This is a genomic window from Ketobacter sp., from assembly GCF_003671495.1.
Lineage (GTDB): Bacteria > Pseudomonadota > Gammaproteobacteria > Pseudomonadales > Ketobacteraceae > Ketobacter.
This window is the reverse complement of record NZ_RCHN01000019.1, coordinates 119,513-144,083: the sequence shown is the minus strand read 5'-3', so window position 1 is coordinate 144,083 and position 24,571 is coordinate 119,513. Positions and strand designations below refer to the sequence as shown.

22 protein-coding genes are annotated in these 24,571 nt (G+C 54.1%); 14 read left to right on the top strand and 8 right to left on the bottom strand.

Features of this window, described 5'->3' with window-relative positions; translation table 11 throughout:
• Nucleotides 1–27 precede the first annotated feature (27 nt).
• Nucleotides 28–2,394 (bottom strand): phosphoenolpyruvate synthase, encoded by a 2,367-nt coding sequence (gene ppsA / locus D9N14_RS09780; protein ID WP_290579190.1) that lies wholly within the window; start codon nucleotides 2,392–2,394, stop codon nucleotides 28–30.
• A gap of 282 nt (nucleotides 2,395–2,676) precedes the next feature.
• Here ppsA and D9N14_RS09775 point away from each other — a divergent pair, with 282 nt between their 5' ends.
• Nucleotides 2,677–3,495 carry a pyruvate, water dikinase regulatory protein gene (locus D9N14_RS09775; protein ID WP_290579189.1) on the top strand — a complete coding sequence of 273 codons (819 nt, stop codon included), beginning with the start codon at nucleotides 2,677–2,679 and terminating at the stop codon, nucleotides 3,493–3,495.
• 52 nt (nucleotides 3,496–3,547) lie between these two features.
• On the top strand, nucleotides 3,548–4,846 hold the full coding sequence (pabB, locus tag D9N14_RS09770) for an aminodeoxychorismate synthase component I (RefSeq protein ID WP_290579188.1): 1,299 nt from the start codon (nucleotides 3,548–3,550) through the stop codon (nucleotides 4,844–4,846).
• Between the two features lie 36 nt (nucleotides 4,847–4,882).
• On the opposite strand, the gene thrH is transcribed toward pabB, so the two are convergent.
• Nucleotides 4,883–5,500 (bottom strand): bifunctional phosphoserine phosphatase/homoserine phosphotransferase ThrH, encoded by a 618-nt coding sequence (thrH, locus tag D9N14_RS09765; protein ID WP_290579187.1) that lies wholly within the window; start codon nucleotides 5,498–5,500, stop codon nucleotides 4,883–4,885.
• Nucleotides 5,501–5,746: 246 nt separating this feature from the next.
• On the opposite strand from thrH, the gene D9N14_RS09760 reads away from it, so the two are divergent.
• On the top strand, nucleotides 5,747–6,478 hold the full coding sequence (locus D9N14_RS09760) for a phosphoadenylyl-sulfate reductase (protein WP_290579186.1): 732 nt from the start codon (nucleotides 5,747–5,749) through the stop codon (nucleotides 6,476–6,478).
• A 12-nt stretch (nucleotides 6,479–6,490) separates the two neighbouring features.
• On the top strand, nucleotides 6,491–6,826 hold the full coding sequence (locus D9N14_RS09755) for a hypothetical protein (protein WP_290579185.1): 336 nt from the start codon (nucleotides 6,491–6,493) through the stop codon (nucleotides 6,824–6,826).
• Nucleotides 6,827–6,926: 100 nt separating this feature from the next.
• On the opposite strand, the gene cysB is transcribed toward D9N14_RS09755, so the two are convergent.
• Nucleotides 6,927–7,898: an HTH-type transcriptional regulator CysB gene (gene cysB / locus D9N14_RS09750; protein WP_290579184.1), complete on the bottom strand. Its 972-nt coding sequence runs from the start codon at nucleotides 7,896–7,898 to the stop codon at nucleotides 6,927–6,929.
• Nucleotides 7,899–8,072: 174 nt separating this feature from the next.
• Here cysB and D9N14_RS09745 point away from each other — a divergent pair, with 174 nt between their 5' ends.
• Nucleotides 8,073–8,858, top strand: coding sequence for a sulfite exporter TauE/SafE family protein (locus D9N14_RS09745; protein ID WP_290579183.1), 786 nt, complete (start codon nucleotides 8,073–8,075; stop codon nucleotides 8,856–8,858).
• Here D9N14_RS09745 and D9N14_RS09740 read toward each other — a convergent pair.
• Nucleotides 8,839–9,363, bottom strand: a complete 525-nt coding sequence (locus tag D9N14_RS09740; protein WP_290579182.1) for a universal stress protein — start codon at nucleotides 9,361–9,363, stop codon at nucleotides 8,839–8,841. The two genes, D9N14_RS09745 and D9N14_RS09740, sit on opposite strands and share 20 nt — an antisense overlap.
• Nucleotides 9,364–9,693: 330 nt before the next feature.
• On the opposite strand from D9N14_RS09740, the gene D9N14_RS09735 reads away from it, so the two are divergent.
• Nucleotides 9,694–10,119, top strand: a complete 426-nt coding sequence (locus D9N14_RS09735; protein ID WP_290579181.1) for a hypothetical protein — start codon at nucleotides 9,694–9,696, stop codon at nucleotides 10,117–10,119.
• Between the two features lie 5 nt (nucleotides 10,120–10,124).
• Here the strand turns inward: D9N14_RS09735 and D9N14_RS09730 are convergent, their stop codons facing one another.
• Nucleotides 10,125–11,036, bottom strand: coding sequence for a 5'-nucleotidase (locus D9N14_RS09730; RefSeq protein WP_290579180.1), 912 nt, complete (start codon nucleotides 11,034–11,036; stop codon nucleotides 10,125–10,127).
• Between the two features lie 160 nt (nucleotides 11,037–11,196).
• Between D9N14_RS09730 and D9N14_RS09725 the strand changes: the two genes are divergently transcribed.
• The gene (locus D9N14_RS09725) at nucleotides 11,197–12,264 is read left to right on the top strand and encodes a 3-deoxy-7-phosphoheptulonate synthase (RefSeq protein ID WP_290579179.1); all 1,068 of its coding nucleotides are present in this window, start codon (nucleotides 11,197–11,199) and stop codon (nucleotides 12,262–12,264) included.
• Nucleotides 12,265–12,371: 107 nt separating this feature from the next.
• On the opposite strand, the gene nfuA is transcribed toward D9N14_RS09725, so the two are convergent.
• Entirely contained in the window at nucleotides 12,372–12,968 is a 597-nt protein-coding gene (gene nfuA / locus D9N14_RS09720) for a Fe-S biogenesis protein NfuA (RefSeq protein ID WP_290579178.1), read from the bottom strand.
• Nucleotides 12,969–13,177: 209 nt separating this feature from the next.
• Between nfuA and metH the strand changes: the two genes are divergently transcribed.
• The 7 genes from metH to D9N14_RS09685 all read left to right on the top strand — a co-directional run bounded on the left by metH (nucleotide 13,178) and on the right by D9N14_RS09685 (nucleotide 23,262).
• Nucleotides 13,178–16,864, top strand: a complete 3,687-nt coding sequence (metH, locus tag D9N14_RS09715) for a methionine synthase (protein WP_290579177.1) — start codon at nucleotides 13,178–13,180, stop codon at nucleotides 16,862–16,864.
• 15 nt (nucleotides 16,865–16,879) lie between these two features.
• Entirely contained in the window at nucleotides 16,880–18,217 is a 1,338-nt protein-coding gene (locus D9N14_RS09710) for an MATE family efflux transporter (RefSeq protein ID WP_290579176.1), read from the top strand.
• 29 nt (nucleotides 18,218–18,246) lie between these two features.
• Complete coding sequence (locus D9N14_RS09705; protein WP_290579175.1) at nucleotides 18,247–18,489, top strand: DUF2970 domain-containing protein; 243 nt, start codon at nucleotides 18,247–18,249, stop codon at nucleotides 18,487–18,489.
• Nucleotides 18,490–18,693: 204 nt separating this feature from the next.
• Nucleotides 18,694–20,346, top strand: coding sequence for a nitrite/sulfite reductase (locus tag D9N14_RS09700; RefSeq protein WP_290579174.1), 1,653 nt, complete (start codon nucleotides 18,694–18,696; stop codon nucleotides 20,344–20,346).
• The gene (locus D9N14_RS09695) at nucleotides 20,336–20,839 is read left to right on the top strand and encodes a DUF934 domain-containing protein (RefSeq protein ID WP_290579173.1); all 504 of its coding nucleotides are present in this window, start codon (nucleotides 20,336–20,338) and stop codon (nucleotides 20,837–20,839) included. Before D9N14_RS09700 ends, D9N14_RS09695 begins: the two co-directional genes overlap by 11 nt.
• 139 nt (nucleotides 20,840–20,978) lie before the next feature.
• Nucleotides 20,979–22,031, top strand: a complete 1,053-nt coding sequence (locus D9N14_RS09690; protein ID WP_290579172.1) for a methyltransferase domain-containing protein — start codon at nucleotides 20,979–20,981, stop codon at nucleotides 22,029–22,031.
• Between the two features lie 64 nt (nucleotides 22,032–22,095).
• Nucleotides 22,096–23,262, top strand: coding sequence for a cation:proton antiporter (locus tag D9N14_RS09685; RefSeq protein WP_290579171.1), 1,167 nt, complete (start codon nucleotides 22,096–22,098; stop codon nucleotides 23,260–23,262).
• Between the two features lie 2 nt (nucleotides 23,263–23,264).
• Here D9N14_RS09685 and D9N14_RS09680 read toward each other — a convergent pair whose 3' ends face one another.
• Together D9N14_RS09680 and D9N14_RS09675 are read right to left on the bottom strand one after the other, a co-directional pair.
• Nucleotides 23,265–24,002, bottom strand: coding sequence for a PepSY domain-containing protein (locus tag D9N14_RS09680; protein ID WP_290579170.1), 738 nt, complete (start codon nucleotides 24,000–24,002; stop codon nucleotides 23,265–23,267).
• The gene (locus D9N14_RS09675; RefSeq protein ID WP_290579169.1) at nucleotides 23,999–24,514 is read right to left on the bottom strand and encodes an FMN-binding protein; all 516 of its coding nucleotides are present in this window, start codon (nucleotides 24,512–24,514) and stop codon (nucleotides 23,999–24,001) included. Before D9N14_RS09675 ends, D9N14_RS09680 begins: the two co-directional genes overlap by 4 nt.
• Nucleotides 24,515–24,571: the final 57 nt, after the last annotated feature.

Sequence of the window (24,571 nt, the reverse complement as noted above, 5' to 3'; positions counted from 1 at the left end):
TCTCACGGCGCGGAACACCTCAGAGCATCAAGTGTGGTTTTCAGCCAGATAGAACCAGGTATCCAGAACCGAATCCGGATTCAGGGACACACTGTGAATGCCAACGTCCATCAACCAGCGCGCCAAATCCGGATGATCTGAGGGGCCCTGCCCGCAAATGCCCACGTACTTGTCCGCTTTGATGCAGGCTTCGATGGCCTTCTTCAGCAGGGCTTTCACCGCCGGATCGCGCTCATCGAACAGGTGGGAAACAATCCCGGAATCACGATCCAGACCCAGGGTTAACTGAGTGAGATCATTGGAGCCAATGGAGAAGCCATCAAAGTGCTCGAGGAACTCGTCGGCCAACAAGGCATTGGTGGGCAATTCGCACATCATGATCACCCGCAGACCGTTTTCACCACGTTTCAAACCGTTGGCTTCCAACAGCTTGATGACCTGCTCCGCTTCGCCAACGGTACGCACGAAAGGCACCATCAGTTCCACGTTATCCAGGCCCATCTCTTCACGCACCTTTTTCATCGCCCGGCATTCCAGCTCGAAGCAGTCACGGAAGCTCTCAGAGATGTAACGGGATGCACCGCGGAAGCCCAGCATCGGGTTCTCTTCTTCCGGCTCGTAGAGTTTACCCCCGATCAGATTGGCGTATTCATTGGATTTGAAATCCGACAATCGCACGATCACCTTCTTGGGATAGAAGGAAGCAGCCAAGGTAGAGACACCTTCCACCAGCTTCTCAATATAGAACTCAACAGGACCGGGATAGCCGGAGATTCGGCGTTGTACCGCCTGCTTCACATCCTTGGGCAGGGTTTCAAAATTCAACAGCGCCTTTGGATGTACCCCGATCATGCGGTTGATGATGAATTCCAGGCGGGCCAGACCGATCCCCTCATTGGGCAGGGCCTGGAAATCAAAAGCACGATCCGGGTTGCCGACGTTCATCATGATCTTGAACGGCAGATCCGGCATGGACTCAATGGAATTCTTCTGTACGTCAAATACCAGTTTGCCATCATAGACCAGCCCGGTATCCCCTTCTGCGCAGGACACGGTGACTTCCTGGCCTTCCTTCAGAATGTCGGTGGCATCACCACAGCCCACGACTGCCGGGATTCCCAGTTCACGGGCGATGATGGCCGCGTGGCAGGTACGTCCACCCCGATTGGTAACAATCGCAGAAGCCCGCTTCATGATGGGCTCCCAGTCCGGGTCGGTCATGTCGGTGACCAGCACATCGCCGGCCTGCACTTTATCCATCTCACGTAAACTGGTGACCAGCTTGACGGCACCGCTGCCGATACGGTGGCCAATGGAACGGCCTTCCACCAACACCTTGCCCTTCTCCTTGAGCAGGTACCGCTCCATCACATTGGTCTGACGGCTTTTTACGGTTTCCGGACGGGCCTGCACGATATAGAGCTTGCCGTCATCCCCATCCCGGGCCCACTCCACATCAACGGGGTGGTTATAGTGCTTCTCGATGATCATACACTGCTTGGCCAGGGCCTGAACTTCTTCGTCCGTGATTGAGAAACGTTGACGGTCTTCTTTATCCACGTCGATGGTTTCAACGGACTTACCGGCAGTGGCTGCACTGCCATACACCATCTTGACCGCTTTGCTGCCCAGGTTACGGCGCAGAATGGCCGGACGCCCTGCTTCCAGGGTGGGCTTGTGCACATAAAACTCGTCGGGATTCACCTGACCTTGAACCACGGTTTCACCCAGGCCATAGGCCGCCGTGATGAACACGACATCGCGGAAGCCGGATTCTGTATCCAGAGAGAACATCACCCCACTGGAGCCGGTTTCACTGCGCACCATGCGCTGGATTCCTGCGGACAATGCCACGTGACGATGCTCGAAACCCTGATGCACGCGGTAGGAGATGGCGCGATCATTGAACAGGGAGGCAAACACTTCTTTGACGGCGTGGAGAACGTTTTCTACGCCATGGATATTCAGGAAAGTTTCCTGCTGACCGGCGAAGGAGGCATCCGGCAGGTCTTCCGCAGTCGCTGAGGAGCGCACAGCAACGGACATGTTCTCATTGCCATCCTGCAATTTTGCATAAGCATCCCGGATGGCTTTATCAAGCGCTGGCTGCAGCGGCGTCTTGATGATGGATTCCCGGATTTCTTTCCCCACCTCAGCCAGCTGGTTCACGTCATTGATATCGAGCTTGTCCAACTGATCGTGGATTTTCTTATCCAAACCACTTTGTTCGAGGAATTCACGATAAGCCTGGGCGGTGGTGGCAAAGCCACCGGGTACGGAAACTTCTGCACCGGAAAGGTTACTGATCATTTCGCCGAGCGAGGCGTTCTTGCCACCCACAGTCTCAACGTCATGTTTAGTCAGATCCTGGAACCAAATTACATAATTGCTCAAGGTCGTTCTCCCTACCTTGTAAAAATGTGGAATCTAGGCACTTGTGGTGCCCGGCCAAAAACGTGTACAGGATAGTACCCGTTTCCTGTGCCATGGCTGACGGTTCGCTGCCGAATATGAGCAGGAATAATGCGATGCAAGGGGTGCTTTCATCCATTAGCAGCCACGCGGCATTTCTTTTTAAGACGCAAGATTCTACTAAAAAAGTCAATAAATTACTCGTTCTAAATGGGCATTCAAGTTAAATTATTGCGACAGTTTTACCCCGACTGGGAAGCACTCATGAAGCGTACGGTTTTTTTCATATCCGATGGTACAGGCATCACCGCCGAGACCTTGGGACACTCACTTTTGGCCCAATTTGATACCGTGGATTTCGATCAGGTCACCATTCCCTACGTGACGGATGAGGCCAAGCTGCGCCAGGCCGTCTCCAGGATCAACAAGGCGGCAATGGAAGACGAGTTACCACCCCTGGTGTTCAGTACCGTCATCAACGACGAAATCCGCTCTCAACTGGGTCAGAGCAAAGCCTTCATGCTGGACATTTTTTCCAGCTTCCTGAAACCCCTGGAAGGCGCGCTGGGGGCTGAGTCCTCCTATTCTGTCGGCAAGTCCCACTCCATCGTGGACGATAAAAGTTACCAGGTACGGATCGATTCCGTTCACTATGCCCTGGATAATGATGACGGTGCCCGCACCCGCCATTATGATCTGGCCGACGTCATCCTGATCGGCGTATCCCGCAGTGGCAAGACCCCCACCTGTCTCTACCTTGCCCTGCAGTTTGGCATCAAGGCCGCCAATTATCCGCTCACTGAGGATGACCTGGATGACCTGAATTTACCCCGAGCCCTGCGGGACCATCGCAGCAAGTTGTTTGGCTTGAGCATTGAACCTGAGCGTCTCGCCGCGATCCGCACTGAGCGCAAACCCAACAGTCGCTATGCCTCCATCAACCAGTGTGAGAGTGAAGTGCGTGGCGCCGAAGCCATCTTCAATCGCTTCGGGATTCCCTTCGTCAACAGCACCCATGCCTCCATTGAGGAGATCTCAACCAAGGTTATTGAAGCGGCTGGAATCAAGCGAAGACTTGCTTAAAAACCAGATAGTTATCAATCATAATTAAAGTCAAATCTATCCAGTCCGGATGATGAATCTGATATCACAATCACTGCCGTACCAACCCAGCAGCCTGGAAATATACTCCCGCGTGCGTCATCTGGGTCACGGGCTGTTGCTGGACAGCGGCACCGGTTATACGGATCAACTGGATGTCATCACGGCAGCCCCCATCAATACAGTGGAACTGCAGGAGAGTAGCGGTTTTGCGGCGGCTCTCAGCACCGTTCGAGCGCAACTGCAGGCGCACCAATGTGCGGGTGTGGATATACCCATCGCCCCGGGTTGGTTCGGGGTGTGGAGCTACCGTCTTGGCGAAGTCACCGAGTCGGTCAGGCTGAAGCCTGGCCAGCTACCCTATCTCTGGATGGGCTTCTACCCCGCCATCATACTGAATGATCACTCAAGTCAAGCAACGCGGCTGGTGTACCTGGCTGGATTTGAGCAGGAGGCCCTCAGGCTGCGATCAGCATTGAGATGCAGCCCCGAATCCGTTGAGGCGTTTAATCTGGAGGGCCCATTCAGCGGTAACCTGTCCCTGCCAGACTACGAGCGGCGATTCCGCCAGGTTCAGCACTACATCCGTCAAGGCGATAGCTATCAGATCAACCTTTCCCGGGAATTCAGCGCCCCCTATTCCGGTTCCCCATGGCAGGCCTACCGCTTGCTGCGCTCCGAACATTCAGCCCCTATGGGGGGCTACCTGGAGACACCGGATTGGGCATTGCTCAGTCTCTCCCCCGAGCGATTTATTCAATCGAGTGGCAGCCAAGTGGAGACCAAACCCATTAAAGGTACTCGCCCCCGCAGTGACGATCCACAGGTGGATAGGGATCACCGCGCCGACCTTGCCAGCAGCAGCAAAGATCGTGCAGAAAACCTCATGATCGTTGACCTGCTGCGCAACGACCTGGGACGGAGTTGCGTGCCAGGCTCCGTCAAAGTGGATCAGCTGTTTGCTGTCGAAACCTTCAGCTCGGTGCATCATTTAGTGTCCACCGTAACCGGCGTTCTCATGAGCGGTGTGGATCCTCTGGATTTGTTGTCCGGCGCATTCCCCGGCGGCTCTGTGACCGGCGCCCCCAAGCGCCGCTCAATGGAAATTATTGAAGAACTGGAACCCCATAGCCGGGATTTTTACTGCGGTAGCCTGCTGTACCTGGATGTGTGCGGACGACTGGACTCGAGTATTCTGATCCGCAGCTTGGTGGCACAGGATGGCAACCTGCGTTGCTGGGGTGGAGGTGGAATCGTTGCCGATTCCACCTGTGAAGCGGAGTATCAGGAAATCAATGACAAAATTGGAAAGCTTCTCAAAACCTTGCAATAACCTATTGATTTAATAGGTTTACTTGGGTTTTTCTGTTTAGAGTGTCAGATCCCGGATGGATGCTTTCAGGAATTCCTGCTTGAGCTCTTCATAGGTATTCACTGCAGGGAACTGCGGAAACTCCTCAATCACATTCTGGGGAGCCTTGAAAAGAATGCCGGCCTCCGCTTCGCTCAGCATGGTGGTGTCGTTATAGGAATCACCGGCCGCAATACAGCGATAGTTCAGGGAATGAAACGCTTTCACCGAAGAGCGCTTCGGGTCCTTCTGGCGTAGCTTATAGTCCACTATCCGGCCATCATCGGCCACTTCCAGACGGTGGCAAAACAAGGTGGGCCAACGTAACTGGCGCATCAGCGGCTGGGCAAACTCGTAGAAGGTGTCCGACAGAATCACCACCTGAAAACGCTCGCGCAACCAATCCACAAATTCCAATGCGCCGTCCATCGGCCCCAGGGAATCGATCACTTCCTGGATTTCATTGAGGCCCAACTTATGCTGATTGAGAATCGACAAACGTTGTTTCATCAACACATCGTAATCGGGAATGTCACGGGTGGTGGCCTTCAGTTCTTCGATGCCGGTTTTTTCAGCAAAATTGATCCAGATTTCGGGAACCAGAACGCCTTCCAGGTCAAGACATGCAATTTCCACAACATTCTCCGCTTATAAAGTGATTCGAAAGCCTTTTGCTGCGCAACTCTATCGGTATTCTCAACCAGTTGCAATCCACAGCCCTGATGGCTGTCCTGATGCCTAAGTGTGATTTCAAATCAAGCAGTTATTCCTTGCGGTTATATTTGGCGTCGATTCTTGTATTTCGGTCCCCTGGTCATGTCTGCTAGAATACGCGCCCTCTGAGAGGTTTGAAGCACATTTGCAGTGAGTAGAGAGGCGAGCATGAGTTTAACCCAAGCAGACGCGCAGGCGTGGAACAGCGAACTGGAATCCAAATCACCCCAGGACATTCTGGCGGCCGCACTGGATAAATACGACAACCTGGCGATCTCGTTCAGTGGCGCTGAGGATGTTGTGCTGGTGGATATGGCCGCCAAACTGGGTAAATCGTTCCGGGTGTTCACCCTGGATACCGGCCGCCTGCACCCGGAAACCTACCGCTTCCTGGAAAAAGTCCGCACCCATTATGGTATTAAAATCGAAGCCACCTTCCCGGAAGTGGCGCAGGTAGAAGCTATGGTGAACGAGAAAGGTATGTTCAGCTTCTACCAGGACGACCATAAAGAGTGCTGCGCCGTCCGCAAAGTGGGCCCGCTGCGTCGCAAATTGTCCACCCTGAGCGCCTGGGTTACCGGGCAGCGCAAGGATCAAAGCCCCGGAACCCGTGTGGACATTCCGGTAGTGCAGATCGACGGCGCCTTCTCCACCGAATCCAACCAGTTGATAAAATTCAATCCTCTGGCAAACTGGAGTTCCCAGCAGGTTTGGGCCTACATCCGCAGTAACGAGGTGCCCTATAACGAGCTGCACGAGAAAGGGTTCATCAGTATCGGTTGCGAGCCTTGTACACGTCCGGTGCTTCCCAACCAGCATGAACGCGAAGGTCGTTGGTGGTGGGAGGAAGCCACAGCCAAAGAATGCGGCCTGCACGCCATTAACGTTGATAAAAAATAGCGAGAAGTTGCAATGAAAATCACTTTGGTTAAGAAAATTCTGGCTGACGGGTCACCCTGTAAAAAGTGCGGTGATGTCATCGCGCGGCTGGAGGATTCTGGCCAAATGTCGCGCATTGACGAGATCCTGGTGGCCGACGAGCGCGACCCCACCAGTGCCGGCATGCTGATGGCAGCTGAACTGAATGTGGATCGGGCGCCCTTCTTCGTCGTGGATTATGATGATGGGCGCCAGAGTGTCTATACGGTCTACTTCAAATTCGTAAAGGAAGTTCTGGAGCAGGAAACCGAAGAGAAGGACGAGTTGAAGGAAATTCTGCACAACAACCCGGACCTGGATTTCCTCTGAGGCTTGCCTGACAGTCAACGTAATACCGCAACAGACGCAACACAAAAAAAGCCCCCGGCTACCTAAGTAACCGGGGGCTTTTTTTGCTGAGGAAACTGGATTAAAGCACGGGTAACTGTATATGGCTGAACAGCTCGTCCAGTTCAGAGCGGGTATGACGATCCACGGCCTCGTTCACCACCTCTTTGGTCAGGTGGGGAGCAAACAACTCGATGAATTCATACATAAAGCCACGCAGGAAAGTGCCCCGCCGAAAGCCTATCTTCGTGACGCTGGGCTCGAACAAATGGGACGCGTCCAAGGCCACCAGGTCCGGATCATTATCATCGCAGGCCATTTTGGCCACGATTCCCACACCAAGCCCCAACTTCACATAGGTTTTGATGACATCTGCATCGGCGGCAGTGAACACCACCTTGGGCGAAAGACCTTTGTCCAGAAAGGCATCATCCAACTTGGAACGCCCGGTGAATCCGAAGGTATAGGTAACAATCGGTTGGCGGGCCACTTCCTCCAGGGTCACTTTGGAGGACTGCGCCAAAGGATGATTGCGTGGAACGATGATCGCCCGGTTCCAGCTATAACAGGGCATCATGATCAGATCACCAAACAGCTCAAGAGCTTCGGTCGCTATGGCGAAGTCTACGGTGCCGTCTGCGGCCATCTCTGAAATCTGGATGGGTGTACCCTGGTGCATGTGCAGTGATACTTCAGGATACTTATCGATGAAGGTTTCGATCACGCTGGGAAGCGCATAGCGGGCCTGGGTGTGAGTGGTCGCCAGCGAAAGACTGCCCTTCGACTCATCGCTGAATTCCTGGGCCACCTGCTTGATGCTATCCACCTTGCGGAGAATCTCTCCGGAGATTTTGAGGATGGCTTCCCCTGCGGGCGTCACCCGGGTCAGGTGTTTGCCGCTGCGGGAGAAAATCTCGACCCCCAGCTCATCCTCCAGGAGACGAATTTGTTTGCTGATTCCAGGTTGCGATGTATAGAGGCTTTGTGCGGTGACTGAGACATTCAGATCGTGTCGCGCCACTTCCCAGATGTAACGCAATTGCTGAAGCTTCATGGATCTCCCTCCCCCTGCTTTTTATAGTTGGCTCTCGGGGTTATAACAATATGAAAATATATTCCTTTGCAGAATAGGCCAGAATCTATAAATTTACCAACCACAAAACTTCAGATTGTTAAATTTTTTTCTGTTATTTCTATTTTAACTTAGAAGAGATTGCCGGCGGCGTCTATGGATTTTGCAGTATACATATTGGCTGGGGCAGCCGTCGGCTTTGCTGTGGGCGTTACCGGTGTCGGTGGCGGCTCATTAATGACCCCCCTGCTCCTTCTGTTCGGCTTCCCCCCCCATATCGCTGTGGGCACTGACTTGCTCTATGCCTCCATAACCAAGGCCGGTGGTGTTTTCGTCCATAAACGTCAGGGCACCATACGTTGGAACATCGTATTTTATCTGTTTGCCGGCAGCCTGCCTGCCAGTTTGGCCACCATCTATGTCCTGCATAACTATTTTCCCGACGCGGATTCCTATTCCGGAATCCTGACGTCCATGCTGGGGGTTATGCTCATTGTCACCTCCATCGTGCTGCTGCTGCGCAAAAAAATCATGGCCGAGAGCCATGAGCAGAACAAAACCGGTTTTCTGGCCCATATCCAGGCGCACTCACCACGCTATACCTGGATGATGGGTATTGTGCTCGGTGTAATGGTGACTTTGTCATCGGTGGGGGCCGGGGCCTTCGGTGCTGCGGTCTTACTGATGCTCTACCCCAGACTGCCGGCCATTAATGTGGTAGGTACCGATCTGGCCCACGCCGTTCCCTTAACCCTGGTGGCAGGCACAGGTCACTTCTTTCTCGGGAATGTGGATTTCATGTTGCTGGGCGCCCTGCTGATCGGATCACTGCCGGCCATTTACGTGGGCACCAAGCTGGCCACGCGCCTGCCCGAGAAGTTGCTGCAACCCATGCTGGCCAGCATGCTGTTGGCACTGGGCGTTAAATACGCGTTTTTCTGAGTGGCTGCGGGATGCTGCGAGCCCCCGCGGCCAGAGTCGGTACCAGATAGATAGGAATGTGAGACAGCTGCAGCACCTTGGACGCCACTGAACCAATGGCAGTATTGTGGTCTGAATGCCCCCCGTGGCTCCCCATGACAATGATGTCCGCATCTATGCTGCGCGCGGTTTCCAGGATCACTTCACCGGCTTCCCCGTCCAGCACCAACACATCCTGTATACAGTCCCGCGACGCCCTCATATCGATGAAGTCCTCTTCAAACGCCTGCCGGACCCGAGCCCGGATCGTCGTCATCACCGCCTCGTAACCATGCAGCTTCAGCGCTGCCTTATCCTCTTTGGGAACATAGGTTTCCAACAGCGCACCCGCAAACACGCTCACAGGCTCCACCGCATGAATGACCGTCACCCGGGCATTATGCTTGGTGGCAAGCTCGCAAACGTGCTCAAGGATAAAAGGACCGAAGAGCCCCAGATCTGTGGCATACAAGATATTTTTTAACATTAATTAACAGAACTTCCACAGCGAAAAGTACAATCTTTGACCATTTTTAAATCATAGCAGGATGCGCGGTAATTGCCCGGAAAGATTCGCGTAAATCACTGGCACACAAGAAGTAAATTCAGTTAGGCCAGCAGCCGCTTGCCGCAGGCCGATAAAATGCCAAAATCGCGAAACACACCACATTACGGGCATTACTAATTGGTTTAATTCGAGGATGCTGACTATTTTTTGATTAACAAAACATGTCCGATTTCAAAAACGTATTTGGGTAGTCGTTGCTGTATGAAATCCATTAGCCTTTGGAAAACATTATTTGCCGGTGCTGGGTGTATGACGATCCTGGCCAGCTCCGGATTGAAAGCGGCAGAGACCGATTTCCTGAATGTTTCCCTGACGGAGGAGCAAAGTCGTCTCCTCAATGGCTACCACCAGCCCACCCACGGCAATTACAACATTCACAGCCTCTCCCAACAGGGAACCGCCATCGCGCTGGTCAGCCTTAAGTTCACCGCTGAAACCAACCTGATGAAAGGGAACACTATTGAATTGGGCGCCAAGTACAACGCCTGGACCATTGATCCGCTCTCCGCAGAAATCGATGTGAGCTCTATTGGCACCACCTTCTCAGTGCAAGCCCCCTTCCAGAAAGCCCTGGATTTCTCCAAAGCCATCCGCGACAAAGTGGAACTCTGCCCGGAAAAAATCATCGACAAAATGGTGATCGACGGCGCCGTCGGCTTCAATTACAACTGGTAGAACGTTCAACGCCCCTGATTGGCAACTCCGTGAACCACGTGTCCAGCCGCCACATGCTCGCTGGCGGAAACGCAGTGGCCTTCCTGATCATCGAAGAACACATCCGCACCAAAGGCTTTAAGAAAAGCGCCTTTGTCCAATCCGCCCAGAAATATCGACTCGTCAATCCGGATATTCCAGTTACGCAGGGTCCGCACCACGCGCTCGTGGGCCGGCGCAGAACGCGCAGTGACCAGAGCAGTCCGAATGGGGCAGTTCTCCTCTTCGAATTGAGATTGAAGGTTATGCAGCGCCTGGAGGAAAGGCTTGAACGGCCCGCCCCGCATGGGGGTTTTGGCGGCGGCGCGCTCCGACGCGGTAAATGCCTCCAACCCCTGGCTCTGAAAGATCTGCTCGGATTCATCCGAAAACAGCACGGCGTCACCATCAAATGCAATTTTCAGCTCTGCCGCGAGATTCTTGGTGGGGGATTTGCTGGGGGAGATGATGCTGGCGGCTGCATAACCCAGCTCCAGCGCGTTGCGAACATCCTCGGGATTGGTGGAAAGAAACAGGTGAGCGCCGAAGGCCTCAACGTAGCGATAGGGGCTTTTGCCGCCGGAAAACGCCGCCCGGGTGATGGGCAGATTCCAATGTTCGATGGCGTTAAACACGCGTAAGCCGGTATCGGCCGAGTTGCGGGACAGCAGAATCACTTCAACACCACCGCCTCCGCCCACCAGGTCGTTGATGGCCAGCAGCTTTTTCACCAGCGGGTAGGCCTCGCCCGGCTCCAGCGCCGTATCTTCGTTATCGATCTGGTATTGACGATAGGCTTCCAGCCCCTCCTCCCTGAAAATACGGTGGCTTTCGGACAGGTCGAACAAGGCACTGGAGGACGTAGCAATGACCAGTTTACCGTCAAACGTAATGGGCATGAATCCTCTCCCGACGTACTCATTATGGAAAAACTATCAGATTAATGAAGATATTTTGCTGTTTATAGGGGCCCATGTGTGCAACTGTAACTCCGATTGGGCTAGAATCGATGCCTTGCCCATGATACACAAAAGCCAGTTTAAATAGGATTCAAATACAATGTCACAAAACAGCGTCGACAACTTGAATGTTGCCTCGCAGGAGTTGCTGGTTACCCCTAACCAGTTGAAACAGGAGATTCCCCTCACCGACAAGGCCCGTGAAGTGGTACTGAAAGGTCGGGAGGATGTGCGCAACATTCTTGACAGAAAAGATCACCGTTTGTTTTTGGTGGTTGGCCCCTGTTCCATTCACGACGTTGAAGCCGCGAAAGATTACGCCCAGCGCCTGCAGAAATTAGCCGAGGAAGTGTCCGATACCCTGTTACTGGTGATGCGAGTGTACTTCGAAAAACCCCGCACCACCGTAGGCTGGAAAGGCTTGATCAATGACCCCTACCTGAATGACACGTTCAAAATTCAGGATGGCTTGCACATTGCCCGCAAACTGTTGGTGGATTTGTCCGAAATCGGCCTGCCCCTGGCCACCGAGGCGCTGGACCCCATCTCCCCCCAGTATCTGCAGGATTTGATCAGCTGGTCCGCCATTGGCGCCCGTACCACCGAATCCCAGACCCATCGGGAAATGTCCAGTGGCCTGTCGTCTGCAGTGGGCTTCAAAAACGGTACTGATGGCTCCCTCACCGTGGCGGTGAATGCATTGCATTCCGTATCCAGCCCTCACAGTTTTCTGGGCATCAATCAGGAAGGCCAGGTGGCCATCATCAACACCCGTGGTAATGCCTATGGACATGTGGTGTTGCGGGGTGGCGGTGGCAAACCCAACTACGATTCAGTGAGTGTTGCCCTGGCGGAGAAGGAACTGGCCAAAGAACAGCTCTCCCAGAACATCATGGTGGACTGCAGCCACGCCAATTCCAACAAAGACCCAGGGCTTCAGCCTTTAGTGATGGAGAACGTGACCAACCAGATTCTGGAAGGCAACAAGTCCATCGTGGGCCTTATGATTGAAAGCCATCTTCATTGGGGTAGCCAGAAAATCACCGAGGATCACAGCCAGATGCAGTATGGGGTCTCTGTGACCGATGCCTGTATCGATTGGGAAACCACCGAGAAGAGCATCCGGGAAATGCGGGATAAGCTGAAAACTGTACTGCCTGCCCGTTAATGAAGTAGCAGCCTGAGAATCAACTCAACAAAAGAAAGACCCATAAAAAAGCCCCAACGAAAGGGGCTTTTTTATGGCCTGAGTTTTATGGCCTGAATGACCAGACCCTACTTGAAATACGCGTTCTCAGTAACGCTGTGGTCTGTTTCGTCAGTCACCCGCTTTAGCTGGGGGACCTTTTCCAGCAGGGTTTTCTCGATGCCTTCCTTCAGGGTAACGTCTACCATGCCGCACCCCTGGCATCCGCCACCAAACTTCAACACCGCGACGGTGTCGTCTTCAACCAACCCGATCAGTTGGACATTACCGCCGTGGGACGCGAGCTGAGGGTTGATCTCGCTGTACAGGATATAGTTGACCTTCTGCTCAACGGTTGCGTTGTCATCGATTTGGGGTACCTTGGATTTGGGCGCACGGAACGTCAGCTGCCCACCCATGCGGTCCTTGGCATAATCGATCACGGCGTCTTCCAAAAAAGGAATGCTGGCCCCGTCAATGAAAGCATTAAACCCTTCCAGCTCCAGTTTGGTGTCGGTGGGCTCTTCCTCCCCGCGGGAACAATAGGCCATGCAGCACTCCGCATGGGGGGTGCCCGGGCGCTCAACAAAAATACGAACACCCATGCCTTCGTTATCCTGCTTGGCCAACAGATCCAGCAGGTATTCCTGGGCAGATTGCGTAACGGTAATAAAGCTCTTTGCCATGGTTCAACCTTCAATTCGTGGCGCATCGACAAGGATACCGGGTCTTCCCCCTAAAACCAAGTACAGCGCTCGGGTATTGGTCAGAAATTGAATTATTCAGAGACCAACATGAAAATTAATCAATATCGTGATGTCGGTGATGGCCGCGCAGTCTGTTACAATTGCGCCCATCCGCCACATACGAAATATTCTAAGAGTCTGATTTTAAGATGAAAACCCTAGAAGATCGCCTGTCCAGCCTGCAATCCGCCCTCTCCCAACGAATTCTGATACTGGATGGCGCCATGGGGACCATGATACAGGGCTACCAGCTGCAGGAACAGGACTATCGGGGGGATATCCTGGCAGACCACCACCAGGACCTGAAGGGAAACAATGATTTACTGTCGTTGACCCGCCCTGATGTAATTGCCGCCATACACAAGGCTTACCTGGATGTGGGGGCGGACATCATTGAGACCAACACCTTCAACTCCACTGCGGTTTCCCAGGCGGATTACGACCTGGAGTCCTGGGTGTATGAGTTGAATCGGAAAGGTGCCGAACTGGCGCGTGAGGTGTGTGATGCCAAGACGGCTGAAACTCCGGACCGCCCGCGCTTTGTGGCCGGGGTGCTGGGCCCCACCAGCCGTACCTGTTCTATTTCACCGGATGTGAACCGCCCCGAGTTCCGAAATGTCACCTTTGATGAACTGGTTGAGAACTACACAGAAGCCACCCGGGGCCTGGTGGATGGTGGCAGCGACATCATTCTGATTGAGACCGTTTTCGACACGCTGAATTGCCGGGCTGCCATCTTCGCCGTACGCCGCTTTTTCCGGGAGCAAGGTGTTGAACTACCCATCATGATCTCGGGCACCATCACCGATGCCAGCGGGCGGACACTGTCGGGTCAAACCACTGAGGCGTTCTATAACTCCATCATTCACGCCAAGCCCCTCAGCATCGGCTTGAACTGTGCGCTGGGAGCTGAGCAGCTGCGCCCCTATGTAGAGGAACTGTCCCGGGTGGCCAGTTGCCGGGTCAGTGCGCACCCCAATGCGGGCCTGCCCAACGAATTCGGTGCCTATGACCAGACTGCTGAGGAAATGGCCGAGATCGTTAAGGAGTTTGCCACCAGCGGGTTTGTCAACATCATCGGCGGCTGCTGCGGAACCTCCCCCCAGCACATCGAGGCCATCGCCAACGCCATGGAGGGAATCGCGCCCCGCATTATCCCCGAGATCAAGCCCGCCTTGCGCCTGTCCGGCCTTGAGCCCTTCAACGTGGACGAAACGTCGCTGTTTGTGAACGTCGGTGAACGCACTAATGTCACAGGTTCAGCCAAGTTCCGCCGCCTGATCAAAGAAGAGAATTTCGAAGAGGCGTTGCAGGTAGCTCGGGATCAGGTAGAGAACGGCGCCCAGATCATCGACATCAACATGGATGAAGGCATGCTGGATTCCGAGCAGGCCATGATCACTTTCCTTAATCTGGTGGGCTCAGAACCCGAAATCAGCCGAGTCCCCATCATGCTGGATTCCTCAAAATGGGAAATCATTGAAGCCGGACTCAAACGTATCCAGGGCAAAGGGGTGGTGAATTCCATCAGTCTGAAGGAAGGCGAGCAGGAGTTTCTGGAGAAAGCGCATCTGTGCATGGAGTACGGTGCCGCCATTGTGGTGATGGCTTTCGATGAATCCGGCCAGGCCGACACCGCCGCCCGTAAGCAGGAGATCGTCAAACGCTCTTACGACCTGTTGATGACCATCGGCTTCCCGCCCCAGGACATCATCTTCGACCCCAATGTGTTCGCGGTGGCCACGGGGATCGATGAACACAACAACTATGCAGTGGATTTCATCGAAGCCTGTGCCTACATCAAACAGCACCTGCCCTATGCGTTGACGTCCGGTGGTATCAGTAACGTCTCATTTTCGTTCCGTGGCAATGACCCGGTGCGGGAAGCCATTCATGCCGTCTTCTTGTATCACGCCATCAAAGCCGGCCTCACCATGGGGATCGTCAACGCCGGGCAGTTGGCGATCTATGAGGAAATACCGGCGGAACTGCGGCAGCGGGTGGAAGACGTCATTCTTAATCGCCGCGACGACGCCACCGACCGCCTGCTGGAAATTGCCGAGCAGTACCGTGGTGAAGGTGGACAACGCCCCAAGGAAGACGACGCCTGGCGTGAGATGCCAGTGACCAAACGACTTGAGCATGCCCTGGTGAAGGGTATCACCACCTACATCATTGACGATACCGAAGAGGCCCGCCTGCAAGCCAAGCGCCCCATCGAGGTCATCGAAGGGCCATTGATGGATGGCATGAACGTGGTGGGCGATCTGTTCGGCCAAGGTAAGATGTTCCTGCCGCAGGTGGTGAAGAGCGCCCGGGTCATGAAGCAATCCGTCGCGCACCTGATCCCCTTTATCGAAGCCGAAAAGGACGAAAAAACCAACGCCAAAGGTAAGATCCTGATGGCAACCGTTAAGGGCGATGTGCACGACATCGGTAAGAACATCGTCGGCGTGGTGCTGCAGTGCAATAATTTCGAAGTGGTGGATTTGGGTGTAATGGTGCCCTGCGAAAAAATCCTCGCGGAAGCCAAAAAGCACGAAGTGGACATCATTGGCTTGAGCGGCCTGATCACCCCATCCCTGGATGAGATGGTGCACGTCGCCAAGGAAATGCAGCGCCTGGACATCAATCTGCCACTTTTGATTGGCGGGGCAACCACGTCCAAAGCGCACACGGCCGTGAAAATCGATCCCCAGTTTGACAAGGCACCCGTGGTATATGTTGCAGACGCTTCCCGCAGTGTGAATATTGCGGCCAACCTGCTCAACGCCACCCAACGGGAGGCGTTGCAGGCCCAGGTCAGTGCTGAATATGAGGTTATCCGGGAACGTAATGCCAATCGGGGCAATCGCACCCGGTTGCTCAGTTACGCCGATGCACAGGCCAATGCCGCGCAGACGGATTGGTCCAGCTACACTCCCCCCCAGCCCACCTTCACCGGGGTTAAGGTTTTCTCCGACTACCCTTTGGAAGAACTGGTGGAACGCATCGACTGGACACCATTCTTCATTTCCTGGGAACTCTCCGGCAAATACCCGGCCATTCTGGAGGATAAGATTGTGGGCGCCGAAGCGTCCAAATTGTTTGCCGATGCCCAGGCGATGCTGCGTAACATCATTGACGAGAAGTGGCTGCAGGCGCGAGCGGTAATAGGCTTCTGGCCTGCCCAGCGTATCGGCAGCGATGATATTGCCCTGCTCAACGACGATGGCTCGGAGTTGGCGTCACTCCATCACCTGCGCCAACAGACCGACAAAGCCAACGATCAACCGAATTATTGCCTGGCCGACTATGTGGCACCGGCCGGCAGCAAACGGGACTATGTCGGTGGCTTTGTGGTTACTGCCGGACATGGAGTGGACGAAAAAGTCGCGGAGTTCGAAGCAAACCATGATGATTACAATGCCATTCTGCTGAAATCCCTGGCCGACCGACTGGCGGAAGCCCTGGCTGAGCGCATGCACGAACGGGTGCGCAAGGAATTCTGGGGATATGCCGGTGACGAGACCCTGAGCAACGAGGAACTCATCAAGGAACGTTACTCCGGCATCCGTCCTGCACCGGGATACCCCGCCTGTCCGGATCACACCGAAAAGGCCACCCTGTTCGAGCTGTTGGATGGAACAGAAAACACCGGAGTGGAACTGACTGAGCATTTTGCCATGTATCCCACCGCAGCCGTCAGTGGCTGGTATTTCTCTCACCCTGAATCACGGTATTTTGCGATCGGCAAAATCAACCGCGATCAGGTGGAAGACTATGCGGCGCGCAAGGATATCAGCGTGGAGGAAGCCGAACGCTGGCTGAGCCCCAACCTGGCTTACGAGCCCTGATGGAATAGAGCAACCATGACCCACTTTTGGCCTACCGGGCCGCGCCTGCAACAGATCATGACACTGGCGCTGCCCATCATGGCCGGCATGCTGTCCCAAAGCATTCTCAATATAGTAGATACCTGGATGGTATCCCATTTGGGCAGCGATGCGCTGGCGGCGGTGGGCATGGCCAGCAACACCAACTATCTGGCGTCCGCGGCGGTCATTGGACTGGGCGCAGGCGTCCAAGCTATGGTGGCCAGGCGGCGGGGTGAGAATAACACCGGCCAGATGGCGCTGCCCCTCAACACCGGTCTCTGTATCGCCATCGTCATGGCGCTGCCCCTGTTCCTGATTTTCTATAACGGTGCGGCTCCCATCATGGCGTTCCTGATCGATGATCCTGCCGTATCGCCCATGGCGGCAGATTACTTCGCCATACGCATTGTGGGCTTGTTTGCCCTGGGCATGAACTTCAGCTTTCGAGGCTATTGGAACGGGATCAATCGCTCGACGGTGTACATGCGCACCTTGATCATCATGCACGTTGCTAACGTATTTCTCAGCTATGGGCTGATCTTTGGCGCATTCGGACTGCCGGAATTGGGGGTAGTGGGAGCGGGCCTGGGAACCACCCTCGCCCTTTACCTGGCCAGTCTGTTGTACGCAGTTCAATGCTGGATGATGGCCCGTGATCATGGATTTCTTCGAGCCCTGCCCAGCTGGCCCCAGGTCAGGGATACCCTCAAACTGGCGCTGCCCAACTCCATCCAACAGGTCTTCTTTGCCGGGGGCCTGACCATGCTGTTCTGGATCATTGCCCAGGTGGGCACTCATGAGCTCGCAGTCGGCCATGTTCTCATTACCCTCATTCTGTTTTTGATACTGCCGGCTATGGGCCTGGGAATGGCGGCCACCTCCCTGGTCAGTCAGGCCCTGGGGCGGGCCGACCCAGAGGACGCACATCGCTGGGGCCTGAATATCACCCTGCTGGGGATGGCATTCCTGTGGGTAATCGCATTGCCTCTGATTGTGGTGCCTGAGTGGGTTCTCGGGGTATTCTTTCAAGAGCCGGAGCTAATTGAATTAGGCCGTCTTCCGGTTCAGATCACAGGGCTCTTTATTGGGCTGGACGCCTGCGGCATTATCCTGTCACAGGCGCTGTTGGGAGCAGGAGCAAGCCGGGCAGTCATGAAGATCAGCATTGTGCTGCAATGGGCCTTTTTTATCCCGGCGGCCTTTCTGGTTGGCCCCGTTTTGGGATACGGTTTGCTGGGAATCTGGATATTCCAGTTGCTGCAACGCCTGCTACAGGCGGTGATCATGGCGGCGCAATGGCGCGCACGGCGCTGGGCAGACATCAAAATCTGAGCACACAGGATAGCTAGCAGGATAGGTAAATGACTGAACAGCAAGAGTCTTTGGAAAAGAAAGAGGGCAAGAAAAAGGGGCGTGGCATCCTGGGGCTCCTGCAAAGCACCGTTGCCGCTATCTTTGGCATACAAAGCGATAAGAACCGGGAGCAGGACTTTAAACAGGGGGATGCGTCCCAGTTCATTGCGATGGGAATCATTGCCGTCATCGCGCTGGTCATCACCATGATTGTGGTGGTAAACAATGTGCTGGATGCCGCCGCAAAATAGTCCGTCTGCTTGATCACGTAGTGCACAGAATAATGATTGATATTCATAAATCAATATATTGATATTTCAAAATATTCCTTTTATGAATAAAGCCATACTGGTACCCTGCTCGCCTCAAAATCGCACGATCCTCTGTATTAACCGCCCAAACCCCTAGTTTTCATAGGGTTACGGGCCGTCAAACGCAGTAAACGAACTGAAGTTATGTACGCATATACCGAATACGATCAGCAACTGCTGAATGAGCGGGTAGCTCAATACCGTAACCAGACCGAGCGTTTTCTGGACGGTAAGCTGTCTGATGAAGAATTCCTGGCCCTGAGGCTACAGAACGGGCTCTACGTTCAACGCCATGCCCCCATGTTGCGGGTGGCCATCCCCTACGGCATGCTGAACAGCACCCAGGTGCGAATGCTGGCTGAGATCTCCCGTGATTTCGACAAGGGCTACGCACATTTCAGCACCCGGCAGAACATCCAGTACAACTGGCCCGCCCTGGAGCAGGTGCCAGATATTCTGGAAAAGCTGGCCTCAGTGCAGATGCACGCCATCCAGACCAGCGGCAACTGTATCCGCAACGTGACCACCGACCAATTTGCCGGCGTCGCCACCGATGAGCTGGAAGACCCACGCCCATGGTGCGAGATCATTCGGCAATGGAGTACGTTCCATCCGGAGTTCGCCTATCTGCCCCGTAAATTCAAGATCGCGGTCAACGCATCCGCATCCGACCGGGCGGCCATCAAATTCCACGACATTGGTGTCGAAATCGTACAGGATGCCACGGGTGCCACTGCCTTTGACATCTGGGTGGGCGGTGGCCTGGGCCGAACGCCGATTGTGGCAGAAAAAGTGACCGAAGCCCTGCCACCCAAATATCTGCTGTCTTATCTCGAAGCCATCCTGCGGGTGTATAACCGCTATGGGCGCCGGGACAACAAGTACAAGGCCCGCATCAAGATTCTGGTCAAAGCCCTCGGTGTGGAAGCCTTCCGTGAGAAAGTGGAAGCGGAATGGCAGTACATGAAAGACTCAGAAATGGATCTGCCCGAGGCAGAGATCCAGCGTATGCGGAGCTTCTTCCCCCTGCCCGCTTATGACACTCTGGCGGATAATCCCGCTGAGCTGGTGGCGAAGCGTGCAGAAAATCCCGGTTTTGATGCCTGGATTAAACGCAATTGCACCGCGCATAAGCAGCCGGGCTATATGGCTGTGACGCTGTCCCTGAAAGCAACCGCAGTGGCTCCTGGGGATGTGACCACTGAGGAGCTGTATGCTATTGCCGATCTGGCGGATCGCTACAGTTTCGGTGAAATACGCAGTACCCACAAACAGAACGTGGTGCTGGCGGACGTGCGGCAGGATCAGTTGTTTGCCCTTTGGAGTGAACTCAAACCGTTGGGCTTTGCAACCGCTAATATCGGTTGCCTGACTGACGTCATCTGCTGTCCGGGTGGGGATTTCTGCTCCCTGGCAAACGCCAAATCCATACCCATCGCAGAACAGATCCAGCGCCAGTTTGACGATCTGGATTACCTCTATGATCTGGGTGAGATTGAACTCAATATATCCGGTTGCATGAACGCGTGCGGACACCATCACATCGGCAACATCGGCATTTTGGGCGTCGACAAGAAAGGTGAAGAGTACTACCAGGTGTCCTTGGGTGGTTGCTCCGGCCGTGATGCCAAGGTGGGTAAAATCATCGGCCCGTCGTTCTTTGAAAATGACATCGCCGGCGTCATCACCAAAATCATTGATGTGTACGTGGAAAAACGCATTGAAGGTGAATCTTTCCTATCCACTTATGAGCGAGTTGGAATGGCCCCATTCAAGGAGCGTGTCTATGCCGCGTAAAATCATCAAAGATCGGGCCATCGTCGACGACTCTTATACACAGGTTACCGATGTCAGTCAGATGCCTGCCAGTGGAGACATTCTGGTGGCGCTTGACCTGCTACTTGAAAACCCATCCGTTCTGCCTGCCCAGGGCGGCGCGTGGGACGGAAAAATCGGCATTAAAGTGACCGGAGACGTGGAGCCCGAGGCTCTAGTGGAGTACCTGGATAAAGTCGACCTCATCGCCATCGAATTCCCGGTGTTCCGGGATGGTCGCGGCTATTCCCTGGCGCGCATCCTGCGGGACCGCCTGGGCTTCCAGGGTGAATTGCGAGCCTGTGGCGATGTGTTGCGGGATCAGATGTTCTACATGCAGCGCTGCGGTTTCAACAGTTTTGAGCCCCGTGATGATCGCAGCATCGAGGAAGCGTTGAACGGGCTGTCCGATTTTACCGTCACCTATCAGGCGGACGCGGTGGAGAAACGGCCTATTTACCTGCGCCGCCCATGAAACACGGGTTCCACACCTAAAATTGCAAAAGCCGCCATCGTGCGGCTTTTCTTTTGCTTCCGAATACACAAAAATGCAGGTTAACCTCATTCATATTGCAGATCTTCAATCTGCGGACCCATCGGACTGGAGTCATTCCATGCACGAGCAAGTACAAGATTATTACGGTAAGACCCTTCAAAGCAGCCAGGATTTGCAGACCAATGCCTGTTGCACCGATGCCAGCCTGCCGGACTATCTGAAGCCCATCCTATCCAAGATTCACGACGAGGTCATGACCCGCTACTACGGTTGCGGGCTGATCGCACCAGATCTGCTGGCCGGCATGCGCATCCTGGATTTGGGCAGCGGGTCCGGTCGCGACTGTTATGCCCTGTCGGCGCTGGTGGGTGAAACCGGATTTGTGGTGGGCGTCGATATGACCGACGAGCAGCTGGCCGTAGCCAACGCTCATCTGAACTACCATGCGGATCAATTTGGCTTCAAGGCACCCAATGTACAGTTCCTGAAAGGCTACATCGAAAAGCTGGATCAACTGGACCTGCCGGACAACAGCTTTGACATCATCGTTTCCAATTGCGTCATCAACCTGTCACCGGATAAGGAAGCGGTATTAAAGCAGGCCCACCGTTTGTTGAAGCCCGGTGGAGAGATGTATTTTTCCGATGTTTATTCCAGCAAGCGGGTACCGCAGGCACTGGTATCCGATCCCCTGTTGTACGGTGAGTGCCTGAGCGGTGCCCTGTACTGGAATGATTTTGTCAACCTGGCCAAGCGCTGCGGATTCGCAGATCCGAGGCTGGTGGAAGACCGGCCACTCACCATCGACAACCCTGCCATTGAAGCCAGAATCGGCCACATTGAGTTTTTCAGTGCCACTTATCGTCTGTTCAAGATTGAGGGACTGGAACCCGCCTGCGAGGATTACGGCCAGGCGGTGATCTATAAAGGCACCATTCCGCACAACCCTCATCACCTTGTTCTGGACAAGCATCACTTTATTGAAACCGGTAAAGTGTTCCCGGTGTGTGGCAACACCTACCGCATGCTCAATGAAACCCGCTACAAAGACCATTTTGAATTCGTTGGCAACTGGGATACCCATTTCGGGATTTTCGAAGGCTGCGGTACGTCCCTGCCCTTTGACCGCATGCTACTGGCAACCAGCAATGAAAGTGGAGGTTGCTGCTAATCAACCCGCTCTGGTTAAACCAATTTTGCTACACTGAAATCAACGTATTCGGGGTTGATGTTTAATGGGTTCTGAGTCCATCGTTTTTTCGATCTTTCTGATTTTCAGTGGTGCGGCGGTCATCTCTTCGTTTGCCCTGTTCACCCGCCAACCGCTGATTATCGGCTACATCGTATTGGGCGGTCTGTTCGGCCCCTATGGATTGGATCTGGTATCCGACAGCAAGACCCTGGAGCAGATCAGCCACATCGGAATCGTCTTCCTGCTGTTCCTGCTTGGGCTGGATCTGCAACCCCGTAATTTCGGTAAGCTGATCGGTCGCAGTGCCCTGGTGACCGTCACCAGCGGGGTTATTCTGTGTCTGCTGGGCACTTTCATCTGCCACCTGTTTGGATTCAGTTGGATGGAATCCGGGGTGGTGGGTGTTTCGCTGATGTTTTCCAGCACCATTATCGGCATAAAGCTGCTGCCCACTACCATGCTGCACCACAAGCACACCGGTGAAGTACTGATCGCCATTCTGCTGATCCAGGACATCCTGGCCATCATTATCTTGATTCTGTTGTCAGGCACCGGCCATATCGGCGATGTTGGGGCCTGGTTGGGAGTGGGCATTGCGCTGCCCGGACTGTTATTGGGTGCACGTTATTTTGTGCGCTGGATCATTCTGCCCTTACTAATGAAGTTTGACCGCTTCCACGAATACATCTTTCTGCTGGCCATCGGTTGGTGTCTGGGGGTTGCTGAATTAGCGGAAGCTTTGGGGCTGTCATTAGAAATCGGTGCGTTCATTGCGGGTATCAGCCTTGCCAACAGCCCCATTGCCCAATACATAGCCACCAACCTGAAGCCGTTGCGGGATTTTTTCCTGATACTGTTTTTCTTCTCGATCGGCGCCGGCTTTAACCTGGGACTGGTGGGGGAAATCTGGCTACCCAGCCTGTTGATTACCGCCCTGGTGTTGGTATTGAAGCCCGTCTTCCACGCCAAACTACTGCAGGCAGTGGGCGAATCCAAGCACCTGTCCTGGGAGGCGGGCTTCCGCCTGGGTCAAACCAGTGAGTTTTCGCTGCTGATCGCATTCATCGCCAGCGCGCAGGGGCTGATTGGCGTGGTTGCAGCCCATGTCATCCAGGCAACAGCCATTCTCACGTTCCTGATGTCTACCTATATCGTGGTCTTTCGCTTCCCGACCCCGATTGCCATTTCAGATCGGTTGCGCAGGGACTGACGTTAGCGAGTACGCCTGAGGGTGTACATAACCACTCCGGATATGGCCAACAAGAGCAACAAGAGACCACCCAGATCCATCAAAACCCAACCCCAACCGCCGAACCAGCGACCGGCGTGTACGTCCAGGATGAAGCGCTCCCAAGTGAGATCTTTTACCCGAAACTGCTCCTGAATGCTTTCACTGATGGACTGAGGGACCGGTACCAGAGTAGAGACCTCATTCCGAACGCCATCCACGGGTACTATTTCGAGTGAATCTGGGTCTAGGGTATAGCGCTGGGTTGGATACTCAAGAATCAACACATCTTCCCCCCTCTTCTTGCCCAACGACTTCAGGCCCGGCTGGGGCAGAACGCTGATGGTTTCCAACAGATCACCCTCCCCAGTGAACAACATGACCTGCTCCAGACACGCCGCTGCAACCATCTCGGATAGCTCAACCACACTGTGCAGAGGAGTATTGCAGGAGGCGATCGGCGTTTGATCCAAAAACAACTGATAGCCTGAAATAATCCAGTATGAACCGCCGTGTTGAATACCTTCATACTCTGATGGTCCTTCAAACCCATAGCTATGCAGAATCCACTGCGTTGAAATCGGGTCTCGATCCCATCCCAACTGACTACTGTGGTTCAACAGGATGCCGGTAACCGACAATATCAAGAGGATCACACAAGCCACCAAGCCCAAACGCCGGTGCCAGTGCCACAAGGTACGAATTAATGTAGCGCGTTTCATTCTAAAATCTGCTTATGAAGATAGAGAGCCCATTTGGTTACATTGGTCACCGCATTGACCGAAAGCGTAGCACCACTGATTCCATCAATGTTACGATCCAAGTCAATGTTATCGATCAGTTGAGCCCCTTCAAATTGCTTCTTGAAAAAGTCATGTCTGACTTCCCCCCCTCTGGATTCCCGGTACACGAGGATTTCAACGCCTTCCACTTTGGCATCTTCCACAATGACACCGATGGTGATGGGTTGCTCTTTGCCGATCTTATCCAGTATCCAGGCACTGCGCCCGTTTAAAGACCAGTATCGTATTCGCAGCTCTGAAGGGGAATGGCCTAAAAGTTCTTCTGCATCGAGCTTTCTTTGTGAAGTCAGCCAAACCACTCCGGTGTTCGGTTGTCCGCCCGGGAAAGCCATGGCCAGGAATGAATCTTTGGTGTGATAAACCTGCTCAGGCAATCCAGGCCCGGCCCAGCATAGCAGGTAGGTTACGAGAATTAATTTGAAGAATTTCATATACGCAAAAGCCCTGGCCGTTAAGCCAGGGCTAATTTGATTGATGAACTGGATTCG

Coding starts and splice junctions, on each gene's coding strand:
- D9N14_RS09695 (WP_290579173.1), top strand. CDS start 20,336: ATGCCGCGTAAAATCATCAAAGATCGGGCCATCGTCGACGACTCTTAT.
- D9N14_RS09680 (WP_290579170.1), bottom strand. CDS start 24,002: ATGAAACGCGCTACATTAATTCGTACCTTGTGGCACTGGCACCGGCGT.
- D9N14_RS09685 (WP_290579171.1), top strand. CDS start 22,096: ATGGGTTCTGAGTCCATCGTTTTTTCGATCTTTCTGATTTTCAGTGGT.
- metH (WP_290579177.1), top strand. CDS start 13,178: ATGAAAACCCTAGAAGATCGCCTGTCCAGCCTGCAATCCGCCCTCTCC.
- D9N14_RS09745 (WP_290579183.1), top strand. CDS start 8,073: ATGGATTTTGCAGTATACATATTGGCTGGGGCAGCCGTCGGCTTTGCT.
- nfuA (WP_290579178.1), bottom strand. CDS start 12,968: ATGGCAAAGAGCTTTATTACCGTTACGCAATCTGCCCAGGAATACCTG.
- D9N14_RS09775 (WP_290579189.1), top strand. CDS start 2,677: ATGAAGCGTACGGTTTTTTTCATATCCGATGGTACAGGCATCACCGCC.
- D9N14_RS09675 (WP_290579169.1), bottom strand. CDS start 24,514: ATGAAATTCTTCAAATTAATTCTCGTAACCTACCTGCTATGCTGGGCC.
- pabB (WP_290579188.1), top strand. CDS start 3,548: ATGAATCTGATATCACAATCACTGCCGTACCAACCCAGCAGCCTGGAA.
- D9N14_RS09700 (WP_290579174.1), top strand. CDS start 18,694: ATGTACGCATATACCGAATACGATCAGCAACTGCTGAATGAGCGGGTA.
- D9N14_RS09735 (WP_290579181.1), top strand. CDS start 9,694: ATGACGATCCTGGCCAGCTCCGGATTGAAAGCGGCAGAGACCGATTTC.
- D9N14_RS09740 (WP_290579182.1), bottom strand. CDS start 9,363: ATGTTAAAAAATATCTTGTATGCCACAGATCTGGGGCTCTTCGGTCCT.
- cysB (WP_290579184.1), bottom strand. CDS start 7,898: ATGAAGCTTCAGCAATTGCGTTACATCTGGGAAGTGGCGCGACACGAT.
- D9N14_RS09710 (WP_290579176.1), top strand. CDS start 16,880: ATGACCCACTTTTGGCCTACCGGGCCGCGCCTGCAACAGATCATGACA.
- D9N14_RS09690 (WP_290579172.1), top strand. CDS start 20,979: ATGCACGAGCAAGTACAAGATTATTACGGTAAGACCCTTCAAAGCAGC.
- D9N14_RS09705 (WP_290579175.1), top strand. CDS start 18,247: ATGACTGAACAGCAAGAGTCTTTGGAAAAGAAAGAGGGCAAGAAAAAG.
- D9N14_RS09730 (WP_290579180.1), bottom strand. CDS start 11,036: ATGCCCATTACGTTTGACGGTAAACTGGTCATTGCTACGTCCTCCAGT.
- D9N14_RS09755 (WP_290579185.1), top strand. CDS start 6,491: ATGAAAATCACTTTGGTTAAGAAAATTCTGGCTGACGGGTCACCCTGT.
- D9N14_RS09725 (WP_290579179.1), top strand. CDS start 11,197: ATGTCACAAAACAGCGTCGACAACTTGAATGTTGCCTCGCAGGAGTTG.
- D9N14_RS09760 (WP_290579186.1), top strand. CDS start 5,747: ATGAGTTTAACCCAAGCAGACGCGCAGGCGTGGAACAGCGAACTGGAA.